Origin of the sequence: Serratia sp. OS31, from assembly GCF_014164835.1 — a bacterium.
Taxonomy (GTDB): domain Bacteria; phylum Pseudomonadota; class Gammaproteobacteria; order Enterobacterales; family Enterobacteriaceae; genus Serratia; species Serratia liquefaciens_A.
The window spans coordinates 15,634-33,540 of record NZ_JACJFQ010000008.1 but is presented as its reverse complement, the minus strand read 5'-3'; the positions used below and the strand labels follow the sequence as shown (position 1 = coordinate 33,540).

Sequence of the window (17,907 nt, the reverse complement as noted above, 5' to 3'; positions counted from 1 at the left end):
ATGACCTGTAGCCGCCCTGTCCCGACAGCGCTGGAATTTGGTTAGCAAACTCAGCACCACCCCAATTTGCCAACTAGAATTTATTAATAGCCATTTCCGGTGCATGCAGCACTGGGCAATCCGTTGATAAGGAGATACGCATGACAACGCAACAACCCATCATCAAACTCCACGATGGTAATCTGATGCCGCAGTTGGGTCTCGGCGTTTGGCAGGCGAGTATTTCAGAAACCACCCAGGCGGTGCTTAAAGCACTGGAGGTGGGCTATCGCTCGATCGATACCGCTGCAATCTACAAGAATGAGGAAGGGGTTGGCGCAGCACTGCAATCCACCTCAGTACCACGCGATGAGCTGTTTATCACCACCAAACTGTGGAACGACGATCAGGGCGACCCGCAAGGTGCGCTGGAAACCAGCCTGGAAAAACTCAAGTTGGATTACGTCGATCTGTATCTGATCCACTGGCCAAAACCGCAGCAAGACCAATATGTCGATGCCTGGCGCGGGTTGATCAAACTGCGTGAGCAGGGGCTGGTCAAAAGCATCGGGGTATGCAATTTCCACACCCCGCACCTGCAGCGCCTGCTGGACGAAACAAATGTCGCACCGGTGATTAACCAAATTGAGCTGCACCCGTTGCTGCAACAGCGTCAGCTACGCGCCTGGAACGCAACCCACCATATTGCGACCGAATCCTGGAGCCCACTGGCACAGGGTGGCGAAGGGGTATTCGACCAACCGGTGATCAAAAAGCTGGCGGAAAAATACGAGAAAACCCCGGCGCAAATCGTGGTGCGCTGGCACCTGGACAGCGGGCTGATCGTGATCCCGAAATCGGTCACGCCAGCGCGTATTCGTGAAAACTTCGAAGTCTTCGACTTCAAACTGGACAAAGACGAACTGGGCGAAATTGCCAAACTGGATATCGGCAACCGCCTGGGGCCGGATCCGGACTCACTGTAATCTCCCTGCGCCCGGCTTCGGTCGGGCGCAGCATGATCCAAAATACGCTTATTGGCGATAGGCCTCCGCCAGATTTACCGACGCTCTCCGCTCCGCCTCCCTAAGCCAGGCAACCGCTTCTGCTCTCGTGATTTCTGCGCGCCCGAGCGCCGCCTGCTGAATACGCGCCAGCGTCTGAGCGGCACGTTGCCGGATGGCGGCCATATCCTGCCCCACCAGTTCGCCATGCCGCTTGCGGATCTGGCCGTTGATGATCACCGTATCTACATCGGCAGCATGGGACTGCAACACACTGCTCGCCCTTGGGAAAGAAGAAGGCACCATCGCCCGCTGATGTTTAAGCAAAATCACATCGGCCTGTTTTCCCGGCGTCAGCGAACCGATGCTTGCCTCCATTCCCAGCGCAGCCGCGCTGCCGTGGGTCGCCCAACGCAGCGCATCCCCCACCGAGAGAGAAAGTTCAGATACAATTTCGCCACGGATATGGTGCTGATGGTTATCCAGGCAGCGCTGGGTTTGCAGCCCCAACCGCATCTGCGAAAACAGATCGCCAGACCCCACACAGACAATATCGGTGCTGATGGCCGGGGCTATACCGTGATCCAAGCAGGCTCTGATAGGGGGAAAACCCATGCCCATTTGCATTTCAGTTTCGGGGGCAATGCTGACTTTAGCGCCGGTTTTAGCCAACAGCCGCCATTCAGGATCGGTCAGACCGGAACAGTGAATATGCAGGTGGCCGGGCTGCAGCAATTGATGATCGTCCAGTTCCTGCAACCCTTTTAATAACCGACTGTTAGGCAGTGCACCGGTATGAGAAGCAATCAGGAGATCCTGCTGCTGCGCCATGCGGATCTCCGCCGCTGTCTGCGTAAAGGGCACTGTGCCGAAATCGCTGAGCAAGGTTCCCATACGCAACAAACCCTGATCGTCGCTAAAATAACGCTCGCGCAATTCAGCGGCAAAATTGACGCGTTCTTGATGGCAGGAAAAACCGGCGGGCTGAAAATCATAAACCTGAAATCCATAGGAATACACGCCACGGATGCCGGATTGTTGCAGTGATTCGATTGCCGCGACGGCATGATCCGGGCTATTAACACAGTCACAGCAGTCGAGAATGGTTGTGACTCCGCTGTCTATGGCCTCGAGCGCTCCCACCAGGGTGGCAGTGGACAAATCCTCGGCGGTCACCAGGGCCCCCAGCCCATAAAACGTATTTGCCAGAAATTCCGGCAACGACATATCGCCCGAGATCCCCCGAAACAACGACATCCAGGTGTGGCGATGACTATCGATCATACCCGGCAACACGATCGCACCACGCGCATCGATCACCTGAGCCTCCAGATGACTAAACGCCTTTGCGTTTTCCGCCAGCGCTGCGATCCGGCCATTTTCAATCAGCAGCGCCCCCTGGGGCAGTTCCCCATACTCTGCGTCCATGGTGATAATATGACCGCCAGTGATCACCTTACGATCGGTCTGCATGCTCATGCTTTACCTCCTGATTACCCACTGGAAAACAGGCGTGCACAATGTCGGTGGTTTAATCACGGCAGACAGGCCAAACGACATAAATACGGCTACGCACATTCTTATGATTCTGCTCATCATTAGGAACGCTGCTGCTACGGCGAGAGGTTTCCTAGCCAATAAATGACCGAATTTCCATCACCACTTTGTCCGGCGATTCCAGGGTGGGGAAATGGCTCGCCCCCGCAATTTTCACCGGGTTGAACCAACGGTGGCGTTGGGCGAATTCGCGCTGCAGCTGGTCATACTCGGCGCTATGCGGTTGTGAATAGAGATGCATTACCGGACGCTCCGGAGTGAGTTGTTCCAGGCGTTGCAGGGGCGAACCGAATTGCCGATAGGCCAACTCGATTTCCCGACAAGAACGGATCCACATCTCCTGATCGAACCCGGCCATTTCCTGTTGAACATGGTTGATCACATCCTGGTTATCCGTATGGGCTACCCATTCCGCAAACAGAGCATCTCGCGCCTGTTGCCAGCTTTCCGGCCGCTGGCTCTGCTGTAAATTCTGCAGCAGATCGGTAAAAGCTCCGGTCATCAACCAGTCCACCACAATGGTTTTCGGTACCCGCAACGGGCCCAACTGCTGGCTTAAAGCGATGTTGGCCCAGCCGCCATGGGATGTAGAGAGCGGAATCAAGCGCTCAACATCCAGCCGGTCAAGAAACAGAACCAGATCGGCCGTGAGATCATCCATACCAAAATCGCCGTCATAACTGCGTGCGGCATTGTGCCCGCGCCAATCAATATTCAGTACGCGATAGTGTTGCGCCAGCAGCGGCACGACGTGCTTAAAAAGCCGATGATCCTGGCACCAGCCTGAAAGCAGCAACAAGGTGGTGTCCCCGCTGCCGCTGTCCTGGTAGTCGAATGTATTGCTGCCCAGCGTTATCGTTTTCATGGTTATTCCCTCATCATGCAGAAAGCGGGATACGGGGGAGAATGGCGATCCTGCCAGCTTTGGCGGTTCCCCAAGGGAACTGTAACAGATGCTTATGCTCTGCCGGCCGGCGAGGAAAGTTGTTTGGCGGTTCAAGCGGGGAATCGCTCATCTCACCCTCCTGTTTGTGATGGTACGGTAAGGCAATAATTTGACTATATGGCGTTTTTATAGGCGGTGAGTAATGAATAGTCACAACACGGGTATGCCGAAATGGAATAGCAAGAGGAGATTTTGAGAAGGGAATGATTGACGGATAGATCAGAAAAAGAGGGCAAGTACCCGCCCAGGCTAAAGTGTTACCTATCAGCCAGGGACCTACTGAGACTTACCCCTTCCGTGAGCTACAGCCGTTCGCCGTTGGTGGCGATCACCTGCTGATACCAGCCAAAGCTCTGCTTCTTCTTACGTGCCAGATTGTTGTCGTGATCGACATACACAAAGCCGTACTGTTTCTGATAGCCGTTGAGCCAAGAGAGCAGATCGATAAACGACCACGGGTAATAACCACGAACATCCGCGCCCTGCTCGATCGCCGCGCCGATCGCCTGGATATGATCGCGCAGATAATCAATACGTGGTTGATCGCGCACCTCACCTTCGACGATCGGATCCTTGGCTCCCAGCCCGTTCTCGGTAATGTAGATCGGAATATTGCCGTAGCGTTTGACGATACGGCCAATGGCATCGGTCAACCCCTGCGGATAGACCTCCCAATCCCAGTCGGTGTAGACGCCGTTCGGGTTACGAACCTGTTTGAACAGCCCCTTGAAGCCCAGCTCGCGCCCGCTGCCCTTCTGCCCGCTGGTGTTGATGGTATAACCGTCCACGTCATCGTTGTGCGCGACCATTTCACGCTTGTAGTAATTCAGGCCGATAAAATCGACGATATTCTCTTTCAGCAACGCCTCATCGCCCGGCGCGAAATGCGGCACACCAAAGGCCTGCTGCGCCATCGCCAGCAGCTCTGACGGGTATTCGCCTTTCAGCACCGGATCGTACAGCCAGTGGGTGAAGATCCCTTCGGCGATCTCGCAGGCGCGACGATCCTGCGGTGAATCGCTGATCGGATCGTTCGGTTGCAGCACGTTGACAAAGCCGATCTGGCCGTTGATCTTCATTTCACGGAAGCTTTTTACCGCACGGGCGTTGGCCAGGAACACATGGTGACACGCCTGAATGCCCTTTTTCGGATCGGTCAGTTTGGGTGGGTGCGCCCCGGTGAAATAGCCCATGCCGATAAACACGATGGTTTCATTGAACGTGGACCAGAGCTCGACCCGGTCGCCAAACCGCGAGTAACACAGCCGCGCATACTCATCAAAAGCATCGACGATCTCACGCGATTCCCAACCACCAAACGCTTCCTGCAACGCCTGCGGCAGATCCCAGTGGTAAAGGGTGATCATCGGTTTGATATTGTGCTTGAGCAGTTCGTCGATCAGATCGCTGTAGAATTGGACCCCGGCCTCGTTCACTTCGCCCCGACCTTGTGGCAGCAGCCGCGGCCAGGAGATCGAGAATCGGTAGGTCTGCATGCCCAGCTCGGCCATCAGCGCCACATCTTCACGGAAGCGATGATAGTGATCGACCGCCACGTCGCCGTTAGTACCCTGATAGGTGGTGCCTGGCAGGTGAGAGAACAGGTCCCAGTTGGACAGGCCTTTGCCGTCGGCATCATAGCCGCCCTCGACCTGATAAGACGCGGTTGCGGCTCCCCAGAGAAAGTCTTTCGGAAATACGCTCATTGGTTTTTCACCCCGTTTTGCTCCAGTAATCGGTAAATTCTCACCAGTTCCTCCACCAGATCGCGTGCCAGCATGGCATTCATGATGTGGTCCTGCGCGTGCACCATAATCAGGTTGACCGGCAGCTTGCCCTCCCCCTCGTCAAAACCGATCAGCTCGGTCTGGGTGGCGTGGGCGCGCTTCGCCGCCAGTTGCGATTCCGCCAGCAGAATATCCACCTGGTCCCATTGGTACTTACGCGCCGCATACAGCGCCTGCATGGCACAGCTGCGCGCCTCTCCGGCATTGATGATCAGCTCCATTACCGCCGTTTCCATGTCCATCATTCGGTGACTCCTTGTGTCCGTTCAATCTGCTCCGCTTCGCTCACTTCCTGATCCAGCAGCTGTTGCTCATAGACTTTGAAGAACGGGTAGTAGATCAACGCCGAAACCGCCGCCAGCAGCAGCACCAACAGCGCAGCACGGAAATCCCAACCGGTAGCCCAGGCGGCACCAATCGGCGCCGGAGCGGTCCAGGGCACCACTGAGATCACCCGCCCGATCAGATCCAGCTTCACCGCCGCGTAGGCAATGATCGAGTTGACGATCGGCGCGGTGATAAACGGAATAAAGAAGGTGGGGTTCATCACGATCGGCGTGCCGAAGATCACCGGTTCGTTGATGTTGAAACAACTAGGTACCAGGCTCAGCTTACCGATCGAACGCAGGTGTGCCGAACGGCTACGCAGATAAAGCAGCACCAACCCAAAGGTGGCGCCGGATCCGCCGATAACGATAAAGAAGGTCCAGAAAGCCTCCATAAAGATGTGCGGCATCGGTTGGTTGGCGGCCAGCGCATCCTGATTGATCCCCAGGTTGGTGAGCCAGAAGGCCTGCAGCATACCGGAAACGATCACTGCGCCGTGGATACCTGCAAACCACAGCAGATGTCCGATCAGCACCGCCAGCAGGATCGCCGGCAGCGAATCCGCAGCGGAGATCAAGGGTTGGAACAGCGCCATGATCGCCTGCGGCAGCAGCAGGTTGAACTGGTGCTGCACCAGCAGGCTCAGCGGATACAGGGTGATCACCACCGCCAGGATCGGGATCAGCAGATCGAACGACTGCTTGATCTTGGCCGGCACCTGTTCCGGCAGCGAGATGCCGATATTGTGCGCTTTGAGGAAGCGGATCAGTTCGGTGGTATAAATCGCCACCAGAATGGCGGTGAAAATCCCCACTCCGCCCAGTGCCGCCGTCGGCAGCATCTTTTCGCTCTGCGGCGCGGCAACCAGCAAGAACGACATCAAGGCCAGCATCGCCGCCATAAAGGGATCGAGCTTATAACTCTGCGCCAGGTTGTAGGCAATGGCGGCGGTGATATAGATGGACATAATGCCCATCGTCATATTAAACGGGGTAAGAATAGCGACCTGATGTTTTTCCGCCGCCCCCAGCCACCATTGGGCAATTCCCCAACCGCTGTCGGCGGAAAAAGGCGGGTAGGCAAAGACCAATAAAAATGAACCGACAATCATAAAGGGCATCGCGGAAATAAAACCGTCGCGGATCGCCATAATATGTCGCTGAGTCGATAATCTCCCGGCTATCGGGCTGATGCGATTTTCAATAAAATTGAATGCGGCCTGGCTGATACTCATGGTTCAACCCTCGGGACGTTCTGAGTCAATGGTCACAAAGCGGGAACCCGGCGGAAACAGGCTGTTGCCGGCGCCCCGGCGGGATCAGTGTTGTGCGATCATCTGTAAGGCTTCGGCGAGAATTTTATCGCCGCGCATCATGCCGTAATCCATGCTGTTTATCACCGCTATCGGCTTATTTTCCCTGTCGGCAATCTTTTTAAAATCGGCCAGCTTATATTTCACCTGCGGCCCAAGCAGACAGCATTGGTAATTCGCCAGCGTGGATTCAAATTCCTCCAGGCCGACGGCGATAATATCAACCTCAATCCCCTGCTGTTCGGCAGACTTTTTCATTTTATTCACCACCATACTGGTCGACATTCCGGCGGCGCAGCATAAAAATATTTTTTTCATCCGTTCTCCTGGGGGCATAGATACAAATGATTCAGTTGAAGAATGAGTATGGTTTCAAAAACGAAAAAACCGCAACCGGTTTCAGTAACCGGTTGCAGAGTTTGAATGGGTTCTGTGAAGGAGATCCGAATTTTAATTTTCGGGCTTAAACCGCGGAATAACTGAGCAACATCGTCTGGCTAAACCGCTCCCCTTTAGCCAGCCGGCGCAGCCCACCCAGGTCAGCCATGTTATGCCCGTTGGCGGCGTGCGACATGGGTTCCAGGCAGAAAAAGTCGAATTGATACCCCGGATCGAACGCCGGATCCGAGACAAACAGGAAGTAAACCGGGCAAGCCGGCTGAGTGTCCATCCGTAACTGAGCGCCTTGTTCCGGCCACTGGATCAACGCCTCACCGTTCCAGCCGCTGAAGCCGTTATTCACCCAATGGCGCGGCAATGGCCCCGACCGGGAAAAATCCATCTCCCCGGTTAATGCCGCCTGCTCGCCCGCCAGCCAGTCTTCGGCTTCTCGCCAGTAAGCCCCGGCGGAAGCCTGTACCCGAGTATTCGCCGTTAACGGGAAGTACGGATGCCAGCCCAGCCCATAGGGCATCGGCCTTTCACCGCGGTGCTCTACCGCCAGTTCGATACTGAGTTGCTGCTGATGAAGCGTGAAATATTGCTCTACCTGATAACGGTAAGGGCCATCCTCATGCCTATAGCGCAAGTGAAGGGCATCGTCAGCTTGTTCCACACATTGCCATTCCTGCAGCCAGCCATCACCATGCAGATAATGCCGATCCCAATCGGTATTAGCGCTGAGCCGGTAGTCTTGTTGTTCGAAGCTGAAGTGGTTTTGATTGACCCGATTGCCGAAGGGGACCAGCGGAAAACACCCCGATTGCAGCGCCGGTGTGGCGTCGCTCACTGCCGCAGGCCGCAGCAGAGGGATCTCTCCCTCCGGTGTGTGGGCGGTGAATTTCAGCACGCTGCCGCCCAGCGAGGAAACCACCAGCGAGACGCAGCCGTTATCCAAACGAAACAGTGCCATAGTGCCTCCTGACGTTAATCGGCGAAGTTAATCACCACTTTGCCGCACTGTCCGGAAGCCATCAGCGCATAGGCTTGCGCGGCCTGCTCGAGCTTAAAACGGTGGGTAATGGCCTGATGCGGATGCATTTTCCAGTCGTGCAGATCGGTGCAGCATTTTTCCATATGGTACAGGCTGGTGACCCAGGAGCCGATGATCCGCCGCTGGTGATGCATCAGGTCTGCGCTGACTTCAAATTCCACCTTGCCGGTTTCACCAATGTAGACAACCCTTCCCCAGTCCGAAGATGCCTGCAGCGCCAGCAGGCGCCCTTTGGCATTGCCGGAACAGTCGAGGGTGACGTTGGCACCGCCCGCGGTCAATTCGCGAATGCGTTCGGTCACGCCCTCGCCGGTCAGAAAACCGTGATCCATCAGCCCCAGCCGCTTCGCGGTCGCCAGACGCTCCGGGATAACATCGACGCCAATCACCGTTTTTGCCCCGCGTCCCTTCGCCAGCATCATCGCCATCATGCCGACCGGGCCCAGCCCCACCACCAGCACGTGATCGCTGCCGGACACCTCGCCGCGCACAATGCCTTCATAGGCCGTGCCGACGCCGCAGGAAATAAAAGCCCCGTCTTCGTAGCTGAGCGAATCAGGCAGATGAATCAAATCTTTTTCCTCCGCCAACAGGTAGTCGGCGTGGCCGCCATCCCGCTGCCAGCCATAGGCGGCCTTGCCGGCGCCGGTACAGGAAATCGGATAGCCCCGGCGGCAGTTGCTGCAAAAACCGCAGCCGGAAATATGGTACACCAGCACGCGGTCACTCTCGCGAAAGTGCCGGCAACCGGCCCCCAACGCGACAATCTGCCCACAAGGTTCGTGGCCGTTAATAAATCCCCGGTACAAGGGCTGCTCCGGTGCAGCCGCCGTACCACGGTGCTGATGATAAATATAATGAATATCGCTGCCGCAAATACCGGACGATTTCATTTTAATTAACACCTGGCCAATACCCGGCTGCGGAATATCCACCTCGCGCAGCTCTGCCGTGGAGTTTCCGGGTAAATAAGCCGCCAACATTTTTCCCATAATATTTTCCTTCCAGATTTAAAGCGTTATTTTTAGTGGTACATGAGGCTATTGCTTATTGTTCTTCTGCATCACGATAATATTGGCCAGCACCGCCAGTACGATAATCACCCCTCTGACCACCTGTTGGAAAAAGGAGTTAATCCCCAGCAAGACCAGGCCGTTGCCAATCAGGGTGATCACCAGCACGCCGAGCAGCGTGCCGAGCATCGAACCGCGGCCGCCGGACAAGGCGGTACCGCCCACCACCACGGCGGCAATCACGTCAAACTCCAGGCCGCTGGCCGCACCGGCATTGCCGGAGCCCAGGCGCGCCGCCAGCAGAATACCGGTGACGGCAGCCAGCAGGCCGGCCAGGGTGAATAACAGGACGCGAATACGCTTGACGTTAATGCCACACAGCTGGGCAGCGCTGGCGTTACCGCCAATGGCGTACACCGAGCGACCAAAGGCGGTTTTCTTGCTGATAAACTGAAAAATCACAAACAGGATCAGCATAATCACCGCTGAAACCGGCAGGCCCAACACCTGTCCGCCCAGCCAGTCCAGCACCGCATTTTCGTCGATCGGCACCGGCAAGGCGTTGGTCATAAACAACCCCATACCGCGTAGAGCACTCCAAAGTCCCAGCGTGGCGACAAAGCTGGGCACGTTGAACCAGCCACGTAATACTCCGGCGACCGAGCCTAACGCCGCCCCCAGGCACAAGGCCAGGATCAACGCTAATGGCAGCGGGATGGCGTATTGCATTAAGTAAGCCAGGATCACCGAAATGAAGGCCACCATCGGGCCAACGCTGACGTCTATTTCCCCGGAAATAATAATCAACGTCATGGCCCAGGCGGCAATGCCGATAGTGGCGGCATCGCGTAAAATATTCATTTGGTTATTCAGTGAAATAAACCCGGTGGCATAAATAGAAAATACCAGGTAGAGCACGATAATAATCGCCAGCAAGCCAAATTCATTGGCGTGCTTTGATAGCTTTCGGGTTTTGGCTATATTGACTTCCGGTACCAATGTGGACATTGTCATTACCTCCGGTGCCTTCGAATACGGGCAGAATTATTGGATCATCAGCACTTCAGACATCAGCTGTTCAACATCCACGGGTGAGATAAATTCCTTCACTATCCTTCCTTGCTGCAACAATAAGATCCGGTCGCAGACCTGCGGCAACTCCTCCACTTCGCTCGACACGAAAATAATGCTTTTCCCCTCCGCCGCCAGCTCACGCGCAATACGGTAGATTTGATTTTTCGCTTCAACATCCACCCCGCGCGTCGGCTCATCCAGCAACAGGATCCGGCTTCTGGCGTAAACCCAACGGCCAATCACCACCTTCTGCTGGTTACCGCCGGAGAGCGTCATGATCGGCGTGCCGGTTTCCGCGGTTTTCACCCGCATGCGGCCGACGATCGCCGAGGTAACCTGTTTGATCTTCGGCCAGTTCAGCACGCCAAAACGACTGACTGAAGGGCTGTCGGTCATCACGGTATTTTCATCCACGCCCAGCAACGGCATGATGCCCTCAGCCTTTCGGTTTTCCGGCGTGTAGGCCATACCGCGTTTGAGCATCTGGGCGTAATTGGGGTAGATCAGCGTTTCACCGTCGAGGATCAGCTCGCCTTCGCTGAACGGCGTCAGGCCGACAATGGCTTTCAGCAATTCACTGCGGCCTGCGCCCAGTAACCCGGCGATACCCAACACTTCGCCACGCCGCAGCTCAAAACTGACCTGGTGCAATTTGGGCGGCAGCGATAATTGCTTAACTTCAAAAACCTTGTCCCCGCCCTTCGGGGCCGTGACGGTTTGCGTATGGTGGTCCTGATGGCCCAGCATCAGGTCGACAATTTGCTGGGTGGAGGTGTTGTCCAGTGCGACGTCACCCGCCACGCGGCCGTCGTGCATAATGGTGCAGGACGATGCCAGCCGGCGGATCTCGTTCATTCGGTGGCTGACATACACCACTGCAATCCCGGCGGCGGAAAGGCGCATCACTGCCGCCGCGACCAGATCGGCCTCGGCATTGGCCAGCGAACTGGTTGGCTCGTCGAGGATCACCACTTTGGGATCCCCCTGACAGGCCCGGGCGATCTCCACCAGTTGCTGCTGCGCCGGGCTGAGATCGCGAACCCATTTTTGGGGATCGATATCCACCCCGAGCAACGCCAGCGCAAGACGTGCCTGCGTCAGCATACCCTGTGCGTCAATCACCCCGGCGCGCTGCGGCCAGGCCCCCAGACACAGGTTTTCCGCCACGCTCATATCCTGAACCAGGCTCAGTTCCTGATAGACGGCCCGTACGCCAAGCTCACCGGCCCGACGCGTCAACAGCGCCTCTGGCCCATCCAGCAACTGCTCGCCGATAAACACCTGCCCGGTATCCGGCCGCTCACTGCCGGTCAACATGCGGATCAAGGTGGACTTGCCCGCGCCGTTTTTCCCCAGCAAAGCGCGCACCTCGCCACGCCGCAGGGTAAAATTCACATCCTGCAGCGCCACCACTCCCGGATATCGCTTATGCCCGGATTGAATACGAGCCACCACCGGTTGCTGCGCCAATTCGTTTAAGGCTCTGTCGTTCATGGGGGTCACCGACATTAAGGCAAGCCATCTTTATGAGTCGCCAGCCAATCAGTGGCGCTCTGCGAGGAGGCATAAAGATCGATCGGCACCTGCACCACCTTTTGGCCGACCGGTTGGCGGTTGATGGCATTCATCGCCTGAGCAAAGACCAGAGCGCCCATTTTCTTGCCCGATATATCCACCACCGCCTGCAGTACCTGGCGGTTCACCAGCTCCTGCGCGATTTCAGTGGTCATGTCCGAGCCGAACACCACCGTTTGGCCTACCTTGTTCTGGTTGCGCACGGCTTTAACCGCGCCAAGCGTAGCGCCGCCGGACTCGCCGAAAATGGCATCGACTTTCCCGGAGGAGATCAGCAGCTTCTCGCCGACCGAGATCGCCTTGTCCAGCACCGTGCCTTCCTGATTAGCGACGATTTTCATGCCCGGCACTTTCGCTTTTAACGCCGCTTCAAACCCTTTACGCCGTTGCACGCACACTTCGAAAGCTTCGCAATTAATAACCGCAATCGCGGGCTCGGTGATTTTCTTTTCAATAAAGTAATCAGCGGCGGTATTGCCCAGTTTTTTGCCAAACTCATAAGGGTCACCCACCAGATAGGCATAAACATATTTATCTACGCCTTTCTCATTAATGCAGGTGTTGTAACAAATCACCGGAATATTCGCTTCGTTGGCGCGCTTGATGGCCCGCACGCTGCCATTGACCGATACGGCGGAAAGCACGATGGCATTCACGTCGCGCGCAATCATGGTATCGATAAACGAACTTTCTTTAGAAACATCCCCCTGCGCATTGGTTTCTATGATTTCAATTTTTCCTTCGCCCTTGGCAGCACCGTCTTGCACGCCCCAGCGGACGCCGGCGTAATACCCCTGGGTATCGAGATAAATAGCGCCAAGGGTAGTTTTATCGTTTTTAGCCTGTGCGCCTGCACTGCAAATAATCAGGCCCCCGGTAATGGCTAACAGCACGTGTTTTATTTTTTTTAGCAACATCGTTATTCTCCAGTTAATGTTCATTAACCTCTTGCTGCCTATTTTTATTATTCCGCCGGAGAGCTTTACCGCTGTTCCCCCCCGGCGGAGCACAGACTCATTACACTAAATGATCAAGCTGATTACTTACCGCCACAGGATCACGCATTAAACTAAACAGGGTTAAGTAAACTCTTTCTCCTTGATGACAGTAGCGCCTGCTGCGCTGAGCTGCTCCTCCAGCGCCTCCAGCGTGATGCCCTTGGTTTCCGGCACTCTGGCGTAAATAAACCCTGCGCCAGCCAGGCAAATGACGCCATACAACAGGAAACTGCCCGCCGCGCCCAATGCCGCATTCAGCAACGGGAAGCTATAGGTCAGGACAAAACAGGCCACCCACAGCGCAAAGGTACCGGCAGCCATCGCCGCGCCGCGAATGCGGTTGGGGAAGATTTCAGACAGCAGCACCCAGGTGACGGGAGCAAGCGTGACGGCATAAATAGCGATGGCAACCAACACCAACAGCAAGACCGGCAACCCCAACAGCCCATAGGCATAAGCCGCTGCCATCAGCAGGTAGATCACCGTTAATCCGCTGGCACCGATCAGCATCAGCCGGCGGCGGCCTATGCGATCCACCAGCGGCAGGGCCAGCAGGGTGAAGATCAGATTGATCAACCCGGTGGCGACGATCGATTTCAGCGTGTCGTTAATATCAAACCCTGCCGAAGCGAAGATCTCCTGCGCATAGTTAAAGATCACGTTGATGCCGCACCACTGCTGGAATATCGCCAACACAATGCCAATCACCAGCACCGGCCGCACGTCGCTGCGCAACAGTGCGCTGAGCGGCACCTTGCGGCTGTCCTTGTCCAGCGTATGGAGGATTTCCGCCAGCGTTTGCTGCGCATAACCTTCATTGCCGATGCGTCGCAAGACCTTCTGCGCCTGCTCGTGGCGGCCGACCTTCGCCAGCCAGCGCGGCGACTCCGGCACCGCCAACATCAGCAGCAGGAAGGCCAGCGCCGGCACCAGCTCGGCGCCAAACATGTAGCGCCAGCCAACCTGACCGTTCCAGCTGGCCAACAGCTCCGCCTGACCGGCATTGGTCGCCACCGGATCGGCAATCAGCAGGTTGATCAACTGCGCTGCCAGCACCCCAATCACAATGGTCAGTTGGTTCACCGCAACGAAGCGACCCCGCTGCGCCGCCGGGCTGATTTCGGCGATATACACCGGCGACAGCGCCGAAGCCAGGCCAATACCGACGCCACCGACAATGCGGTAAATGATAAAGGCGTCAAAACTGGTGGCCACGGCGGTGCCCCAGGCCGAGATCACAAAGGTCAAAGCGGCGATCGCCAGCGGCAACTTGCGACCAAAGCGATCTGACAGCAGGCCCGAGATCACCGCGCCGAAAATACAGCCCACCAGCGCCGAACTCATCGCCCAGCCGGACTGGGCGGGATCGGTAATGCCAAAATAGGCCTCGTAGAAGGGTTTGGCTCCGCCGATGACCACCCAGTCGTAGCCGAACAGCAGGCCACCGCAAGCGGCGACCAGGCAGATAGTCCAGACATAGGGCATGTTCAGTTTATTCGTCACATTCGTCCCCTTTCGGCATCAGTTGGCCAAAGCTTCGGCCAACAGGCTGAATAAATGCGCTTTGTCATGCGCAGGATTGATCGCCAGCAACTCGCTCAACGTCTGCTGCGCCGCCGGTAGCTGCCCTAACCCCAGCTGCGCCAACGCCGTAACCAGCAGGCAGTGCTGCTGATGCGCCTGTTGCAGGTCATTGTCCAAGGCCATCAGATCCGGCAGCGAAACGGCAAAGAAATCGGCGCCAGGCGCGGCCCCTGACTGCTGGCTTGCCCATTGCTGCATTTGCCAGAATTGCTGTTCGGCCTGCGCCGACTGCCCGAGTTGCTTTTGCGCCATGCCGCGATAGAACAAATAATCCACCGGCTGGTCGTTGTAGTAGCGGCTCTCCGTCAGATCGCTGTGCCCGACGCAGGCCCGTTGCCAGTAGCCGGCGGCCGCATCGAGCTTGCCTTGTCGCGCGGCGCAGATACCCAGCCAATAGTAGATGTCGTTGTCGCTTTGCCCGGCCAGGCGGCCTTCCCCCAGATTCTGCGGGTAGTGCAATGCCGCCTGCAGCAACTCATGCGCCTGCTGCGGTTCCCCCCGTTGCAATGCCTGGAATGCCAGCCGCTGCAGGTTGATCAGATACTGACCGGTCACTTTGCCTTCGCCGCCTTCCCACGGGTGGAACTCACGCTGTTGCAGGATCCGCTGCGCATCGCTCAGCCGACCGCATTGGTTGTAAAGGCTCAGCAATTCGGCGGTCAGGTCGTCCCGGCGGGCCACTACCGGCAAATGTTGCTCCAACATCGCCAGCCGTTGATCAGGCGCAGTACCCAGGCGCTTATTCAACTGATCCAGTTCGAACAGCAGGCGAGCGTCATCAGGCTGCAGGGCAAAAGCCCGCTGCAGATGAGCCAGCGCCACATCATGCTGTTTGAGCTTATTGAAGGCGTAGACCCCCAGATTACGCCAGGCATCGGCAAACGTCGGTTGCCGCTCCACACAGCTCTGCCACAACGCCACCGCCTGTGGATAGTTGCGCTTGCTGTAATGGAAACAGGCCAGCAGATACTGCGCGAAATCGCACTCCGGCAGTTGGCTTAGCATCTGCACTTCGTTCAGGGTATTGGGGAAACGCACCTGCCGGGCAAAGCTGTTGCGCGCCTGCGTCAGTAAACTGCGGTATTCCTCATCGCTTACCGCGCCTTTGCGCAGGCTGGCCAACATATAGCGCGGCAAGGTTTCCTGGCTGTCCAGCAGCGTCAATAATTCAATCGCCTGCTCTTTGGCTCCCCATTCACCGAGTTGGCCGGCGATGGTCAACGCATTGATCCCGCGGCAGCCGGTCACCGCCTTCAGGCGTTGCAGATCGGCCTCCGCGCGGGTTTGCGCGTAGCGCAGGTAGTACAGGCTGTAATGCAACGGACGGGCGACAAGCTGGTCATCGATGTAGTCCAGGCTCTGTGCCCCTTTCCCCAAGCGTTGCAACAGCAGCGCCTTCAGGGCAATCAGCGGATAATGGCTGGCGTTCACGCTCAGGCTACTTTCACAAAACTCCAGCGCCTGCTGATACTCCCCGCGCCGCGCCGCAATCCGCGCCAGGCCATAGAAACCGCCCGGTTTGCCATTACCGCTCCAGATGGCACGGTAGAAATCTTCGTAGGCGGCATCGTCGTTGCCCAATTGTTCCTGAGCGCAGGCACGGATCAGACTGGCTAACCCGCACTGTGGGTTACGGTTAAGGTTGTGGGCCCGCGCCAGCGCGTCATCCGCGTAGGCAATGGCAGGTTTAAAATTGGCGCGGTTATATTCCAGCGTGGCCAATGCCAGATTGCAGCGGTAATCGAGAGGATCCAACGCCAGACCCCGCTGGTAGTAATCGAACGCCGAACGGCTGGCGTGGTGATACTGCTCCAGATGCTGGCCGATAAACCAGGCTTCATCGGCGCTGACGATCTGCTCTGCCGCCAGTGGCGCTTTGGCGGGCTGCGGCAACTCGGTGCTTTCGCTCGCCTGATGCTGGCGATAGCTGAGTACGCTGCGGCCCTGCGCGTCCTGCAATTCAATCGTCAGGCGGCCAGCGAAATCGCCGGTCATGGTCTCCAGCAACGCCGCACCTGGGGTGAGATCGACACGACGGTCGAGCAGCAACTGCTGGTCGCTGTCGCTGCGGATCACCAAGCGGTGCTGTGCCAGTGGCACGACCGCATACAATCCCCACACCAGCTGCCGCCCGTCGCTTTCCAGTTTTAGCGCTGCACGAGTGTTGGCGTTTTGCACCATACCCAGGGTGTTGTAAGGCAGGAAATTCTGCACGAAGCATTTTTCTTCGTAGGCATCGAGCCAGGTGAAATCCGGTTGGTTATCGGTGTAGACCCCGGTCATCAGCTCAATGTAAGGGCCGTTATTGTCGGTCAGGTTGCGATCCCAGGCCTGACCAAATTCGCCGTGGCCCCAGCTCCACTGTTTCTTGCCGGGCGACACATGGCGATCGGCGATATGCAACAATCCGCCCTGCTCATCGTGGCTGTAAGCGCCCACAAAGTCATAGTCCGACTTATGCGCCATGTAAGACGTCGGTACCGGGATATTCTTGTAGCGTGAAATATCCACACCGGCCGAATAATCCACCTTGTAGTAGGTGCCGGTGGCAATAGGGAACGAAGAGACATCGCGCTTGCCATGGTCAAAAACGGCGGTCACATCCGGCGGGAATACGCTCTGGTGATCGTCCCCACCTTTCACCGCCGGGTTGGCCCACCACAGGAAATGGCGCGGCGTCGGGTTGGCGTTGAAGATCCTGGCGCTGATTTCGATCAGCGCGCGGTCAGGATACAGCGTGAAACCGGCCATTACCTGCAACCCGCGCATCGGCTCCACTTCCCCCAGCCAGACGGTCTGCGCACCGCTATCGTGCTGCTGGATCTGGCAGTCCACCGGCATATAGGTGGTCGGGCGATGGTGTTGCGGCCAGTTGAACTCGATCCCCCCCGAGATCCACGGCCCCAGCAACCCCACCAGCGCCGGCTTCACCACTTCGTTGTGATAAACAAAATCGCGCTGCTGCACTTTGTCGTAAGCCCGATGAATACGCCCGCCCAGCTCCGGCAACAGCATCACGCGCAGGTAGTCGTTTTCCAGATACACCGCCTGATAGCGACGCAGGGATTTTTCACCGCTCAGGGTGTCAATAACGCCATAGGGATAAACCGCACCGGACGATCCCTGATAGACCCGATTTTCCAGGAACATCGGGTGCGAGTCCTGCTCGCCGGTGCCGTAAGTGGGTAATTCAACCTGCTCTTGCCAAACCTTGACTGTCCCGTGCATGTTTTCCTCACTAAAAATACTGAAGGTTGCGTTTCAGGCAGTCTAGATGACAGAATTGCTGACTTTCTGCGCTACCATCACGCAATACAGT

Annotated in this window: 14 protein-coding genes; 1 reads left to right on the top strand and 13 read right to left on the bottom strand. The window is 56.9% G+C overall.

Features of this window, described 5'->3' with window-relative positions:
* Nucleotides 1-140: 140 nt before the first annotated feature.
* The gene (dkgA, locus tag H5P17_RS09200) at nt 141-965 is read left to right on the top strand and encodes a 2,5-didehydrogluconate reductase DkgA (RefSeq protein ID WP_044553485.1); all 825 of its coding nucleotides are present in this window, start codon (nt 141-143) and stop codon (nt 963-965) included.
* A 48-nt stretch (nt 966-1,013) separates the two neighbouring features.
* Here dkgA and H5P17_RS09195 read toward each other — a convergent pair whose 3' ends face one another.
* The 13 genes from H5P17_RS09195 to H5P17_RS09135 form a co-directional block, all read right to left on the bottom strand.
* Nucleotides 1,014-2,462 carry an amidohydrolase family protein gene (locus H5P17_RS09195; RefSeq protein ID WP_182822490.1) on the bottom strand — a complete coding sequence of 483 codons (1,449 nt, stop codon included), beginning with the start codon at nt 2,460-2,462 and terminating at the stop codon, nt 1,014-1,016.
* A 151-nt stretch (nt 2,463-2,613) separates the two neighbouring features.
* Nucleotides 2,614-3,405 carry an alpha/beta fold hydrolase gene (locus H5P17_RS09190; protein ID WP_044553487.1) on the bottom strand — a complete coding sequence of 264 codons (792 nt, stop codon included), beginning with the start codon at nt 3,403-3,405 and terminating at the stop codon, nt 2,614-2,616.
* 383 nt (nt 3,406-3,788) lie between these two features.
* Nucleotides 3,789-5,192 (bottom strand): GH1 family beta-glucosidase, encoded by a 1,404-nt coding sequence (locus H5P17_RS09185; protein ID WP_182822488.1) that lies wholly within the window; start codon nt 5,190-5,192, stop codon nt 3,789-3,791.
* The gene (locus H5P17_RS09180) at nt 5,189-5,518 is read right to left on the bottom strand and encodes a PTS lactose/cellobiose transporter subunit IIA (protein ID WP_020828661.1); all 330 of its coding nucleotides are present in this window, start codon (nt 5,516-5,518) and stop codon (nt 5,189-5,191) included. Before H5P17_RS09180 ends, H5P17_RS09185 begins: the two co-directional genes overlap by 4 nt.
* Entirely contained in the window at nt 5,515-6,834 is a 1,320-nt protein-coding gene (locus H5P17_RS09175; RefSeq protein ID WP_182822486.1) for a PTS sugar transporter subunit IIC, read from the bottom strand. The genes H5P17_RS09180 and H5P17_RS09175 overlap by 4 nt, the downstream gene beginning before the upstream one ends.
* An 84-nt stretch (nt 6,835-6,918) precedes the next feature.
* Nucleotides 6,919-7,230: a PTS sugar transporter subunit IIB gene (locus H5P17_RS09170; protein WP_044553491.1), complete on the bottom strand. Its 312-nt coding sequence runs from the start codon at nt 7,228-7,230 to the stop codon at nt 6,919-6,921.
* A gap of 145 nt (nt 7,231-7,375) precedes the next feature.
* Nucleotides 7,376-8,263 carry an aldose 1-epimerase gene (locus H5P17_RS09165; RefSeq protein ID WP_182822484.1) on the bottom strand — a complete coding sequence of 296 codons (888 nt, stop codon included), beginning with the start codon at nt 8,261-8,263 and terminating at the stop codon, nt 7,376-7,378.
* A gap of 14 nt (nt 8,264-8,277) precedes the next feature.
* Complete coding sequence (locus H5P17_RS09160; RefSeq protein WP_182822482.1) at nt 8,278-9,336, bottom strand: zinc-binding dehydrogenase; 1,059 nt, start codon at nt 9,334-9,336, stop codon at nt 8,278-8,280.
* Nucleotides 9,337-9,384: 48 nt separating this feature from the next.
* On the bottom strand, nt 9,385-10,371 hold the full coding sequence (locus H5P17_RS09155) for an ABC transporter permease (RefSeq protein WP_182822481.1): 987 nt from the start codon (nt 10,369-10,371) through the stop codon (nt 9,385-9,387).
* A 30-nt stretch (nt 10,372-10,401) separates the two neighbouring features.
* Nucleotides 10,402-11,925, bottom strand: coding sequence for a sugar ABC transporter ATP-binding protein (locus tag H5P17_RS09150; RefSeq protein ID WP_255477877.1), 1,524 nt, complete (start codon nt 11,923-11,925; stop codon nt 10,402-10,404).
* Nucleotides 11,926-11,939: 14 nt separating this feature from the next.
* Nucleotides 11,940-12,923 carry a substrate-binding domain-containing protein gene (locus H5P17_RS09145; RefSeq protein WP_182822477.1) on the bottom strand — a complete coding sequence of 328 codons (984 nt, stop codon included), beginning with the start codon at nt 12,921-12,923 and terminating at the stop codon, nt 11,940-11,942.
* Between the two features lie 162 nt (nt 12,924-13,085).
* Nucleotides 13,086-14,507 carry a sugar porter family MFS transporter gene (locus tag H5P17_RS09140; protein ID WP_370570031.1) on the bottom strand — a complete coding sequence of 474 codons (1,422 nt, stop codon included), beginning with the start codon at nt 14,505-14,507 and terminating at the stop codon, nt 13,086-13,088.
* Nucleotides 14,508-14,525: 18 nt separating this feature from the next.
* Nucleotides 14,526-17,816, bottom strand: a complete 3,291-nt coding sequence (locus H5P17_RS09135) for a DUF5107 domain-containing protein (RefSeq protein ID WP_182822475.1) — start codon at nt 17,814-17,816, stop codon at nt 14,526-14,528.
* Nucleotides 17,817-17,907 lie beyond the last annotated feature (91 nt).

Bases quoted from the DNA above. Each gene is read 5' to 3' on its own strand.
- H5P17_RS09135 (WP_182822475.1), bottom strand. From the start codon at position 17,816: ATGCACGGGACAGTCAAGGTTTGGCAAGAGCAGGTTGAATTACCCACT.
- H5P17_RS09185 (WP_182822488.1), bottom strand. From the start codon at position 5,192: ATGAGCGTATTTCCGAAAGACTTTCTCTGGGGAGCCGCAACCGCGTCT.
- H5P17_RS09155 (WP_182822481.1), bottom strand. From the start codon at position 10,371: ATGACAATGTCCACATTGGTACCGGAAGTCAATATAGCCAAAACCCGA.
- H5P17_RS09180 (WP_020828661.1), bottom strand. From the start codon at position 5,518: ATGATGGACATGGAAACGGCGGTAATGGAGCTGATCATCAATGCCGGA.
- H5P17_RS09170 (WP_044553491.1), bottom strand. From the start codon at position 7,230: ATGAAAAAAATATTTTTATGCTGCGCCGCCGGAATGTCGACCAGTATG.
- H5P17_RS09175 (WP_182822486.1), bottom strand. From the start codon at position 6,834: ATGAGTATCAGCCAGGCCGCATTCAATTTTATTGAAAATCGCATCAGC.
- H5P17_RS09190 (WP_044553487.1), bottom strand. From the start codon at position 3,405: ATGAAAACGATAACGCTGGGCAGCAATACATTCGACTACCAGGACAGC.
- H5P17_RS09195 (WP_182822490.1), bottom strand. From the start codon at position 2,462: ATGAGCATGCAGACCGATCGTAAGGTGATCACTGGCGGTCATATTATC.
- H5P17_RS09165 (WP_182822484.1), bottom strand. From the start codon at position 8,263: ATGGCACTGTTTCGTTTGGATAACGGCTGCGTCTCGCTGGTGGTTTCC.
- H5P17_RS09150 (WP_255477877.1), bottom strand. From the start codon at position 11,925: ATGAACGACAGAGCCTTAAACGAATTGGCGCAGCAACCGGTGGTGGCT.
- H5P17_RS09160 (WP_182822482.1), bottom strand. From the start codon at position 9,336: ATGGGAAAAATGTTGGCGGCTTATTTACCCGGAAACTCCACGGCAGAG.
- dkgA (WP_044553485.1), top strand. From the start codon at position 141: ATGACAACGCAACAACCCATCATCAAACTCCACGATGGTAATCTGATG.
- H5P17_RS09145 (WP_182822477.1), bottom strand. From the start codon at position 12,923: ATGTTGCTAAAAAAAATAAAACACGTGCTGTTAGCCATTACCGGGGGC.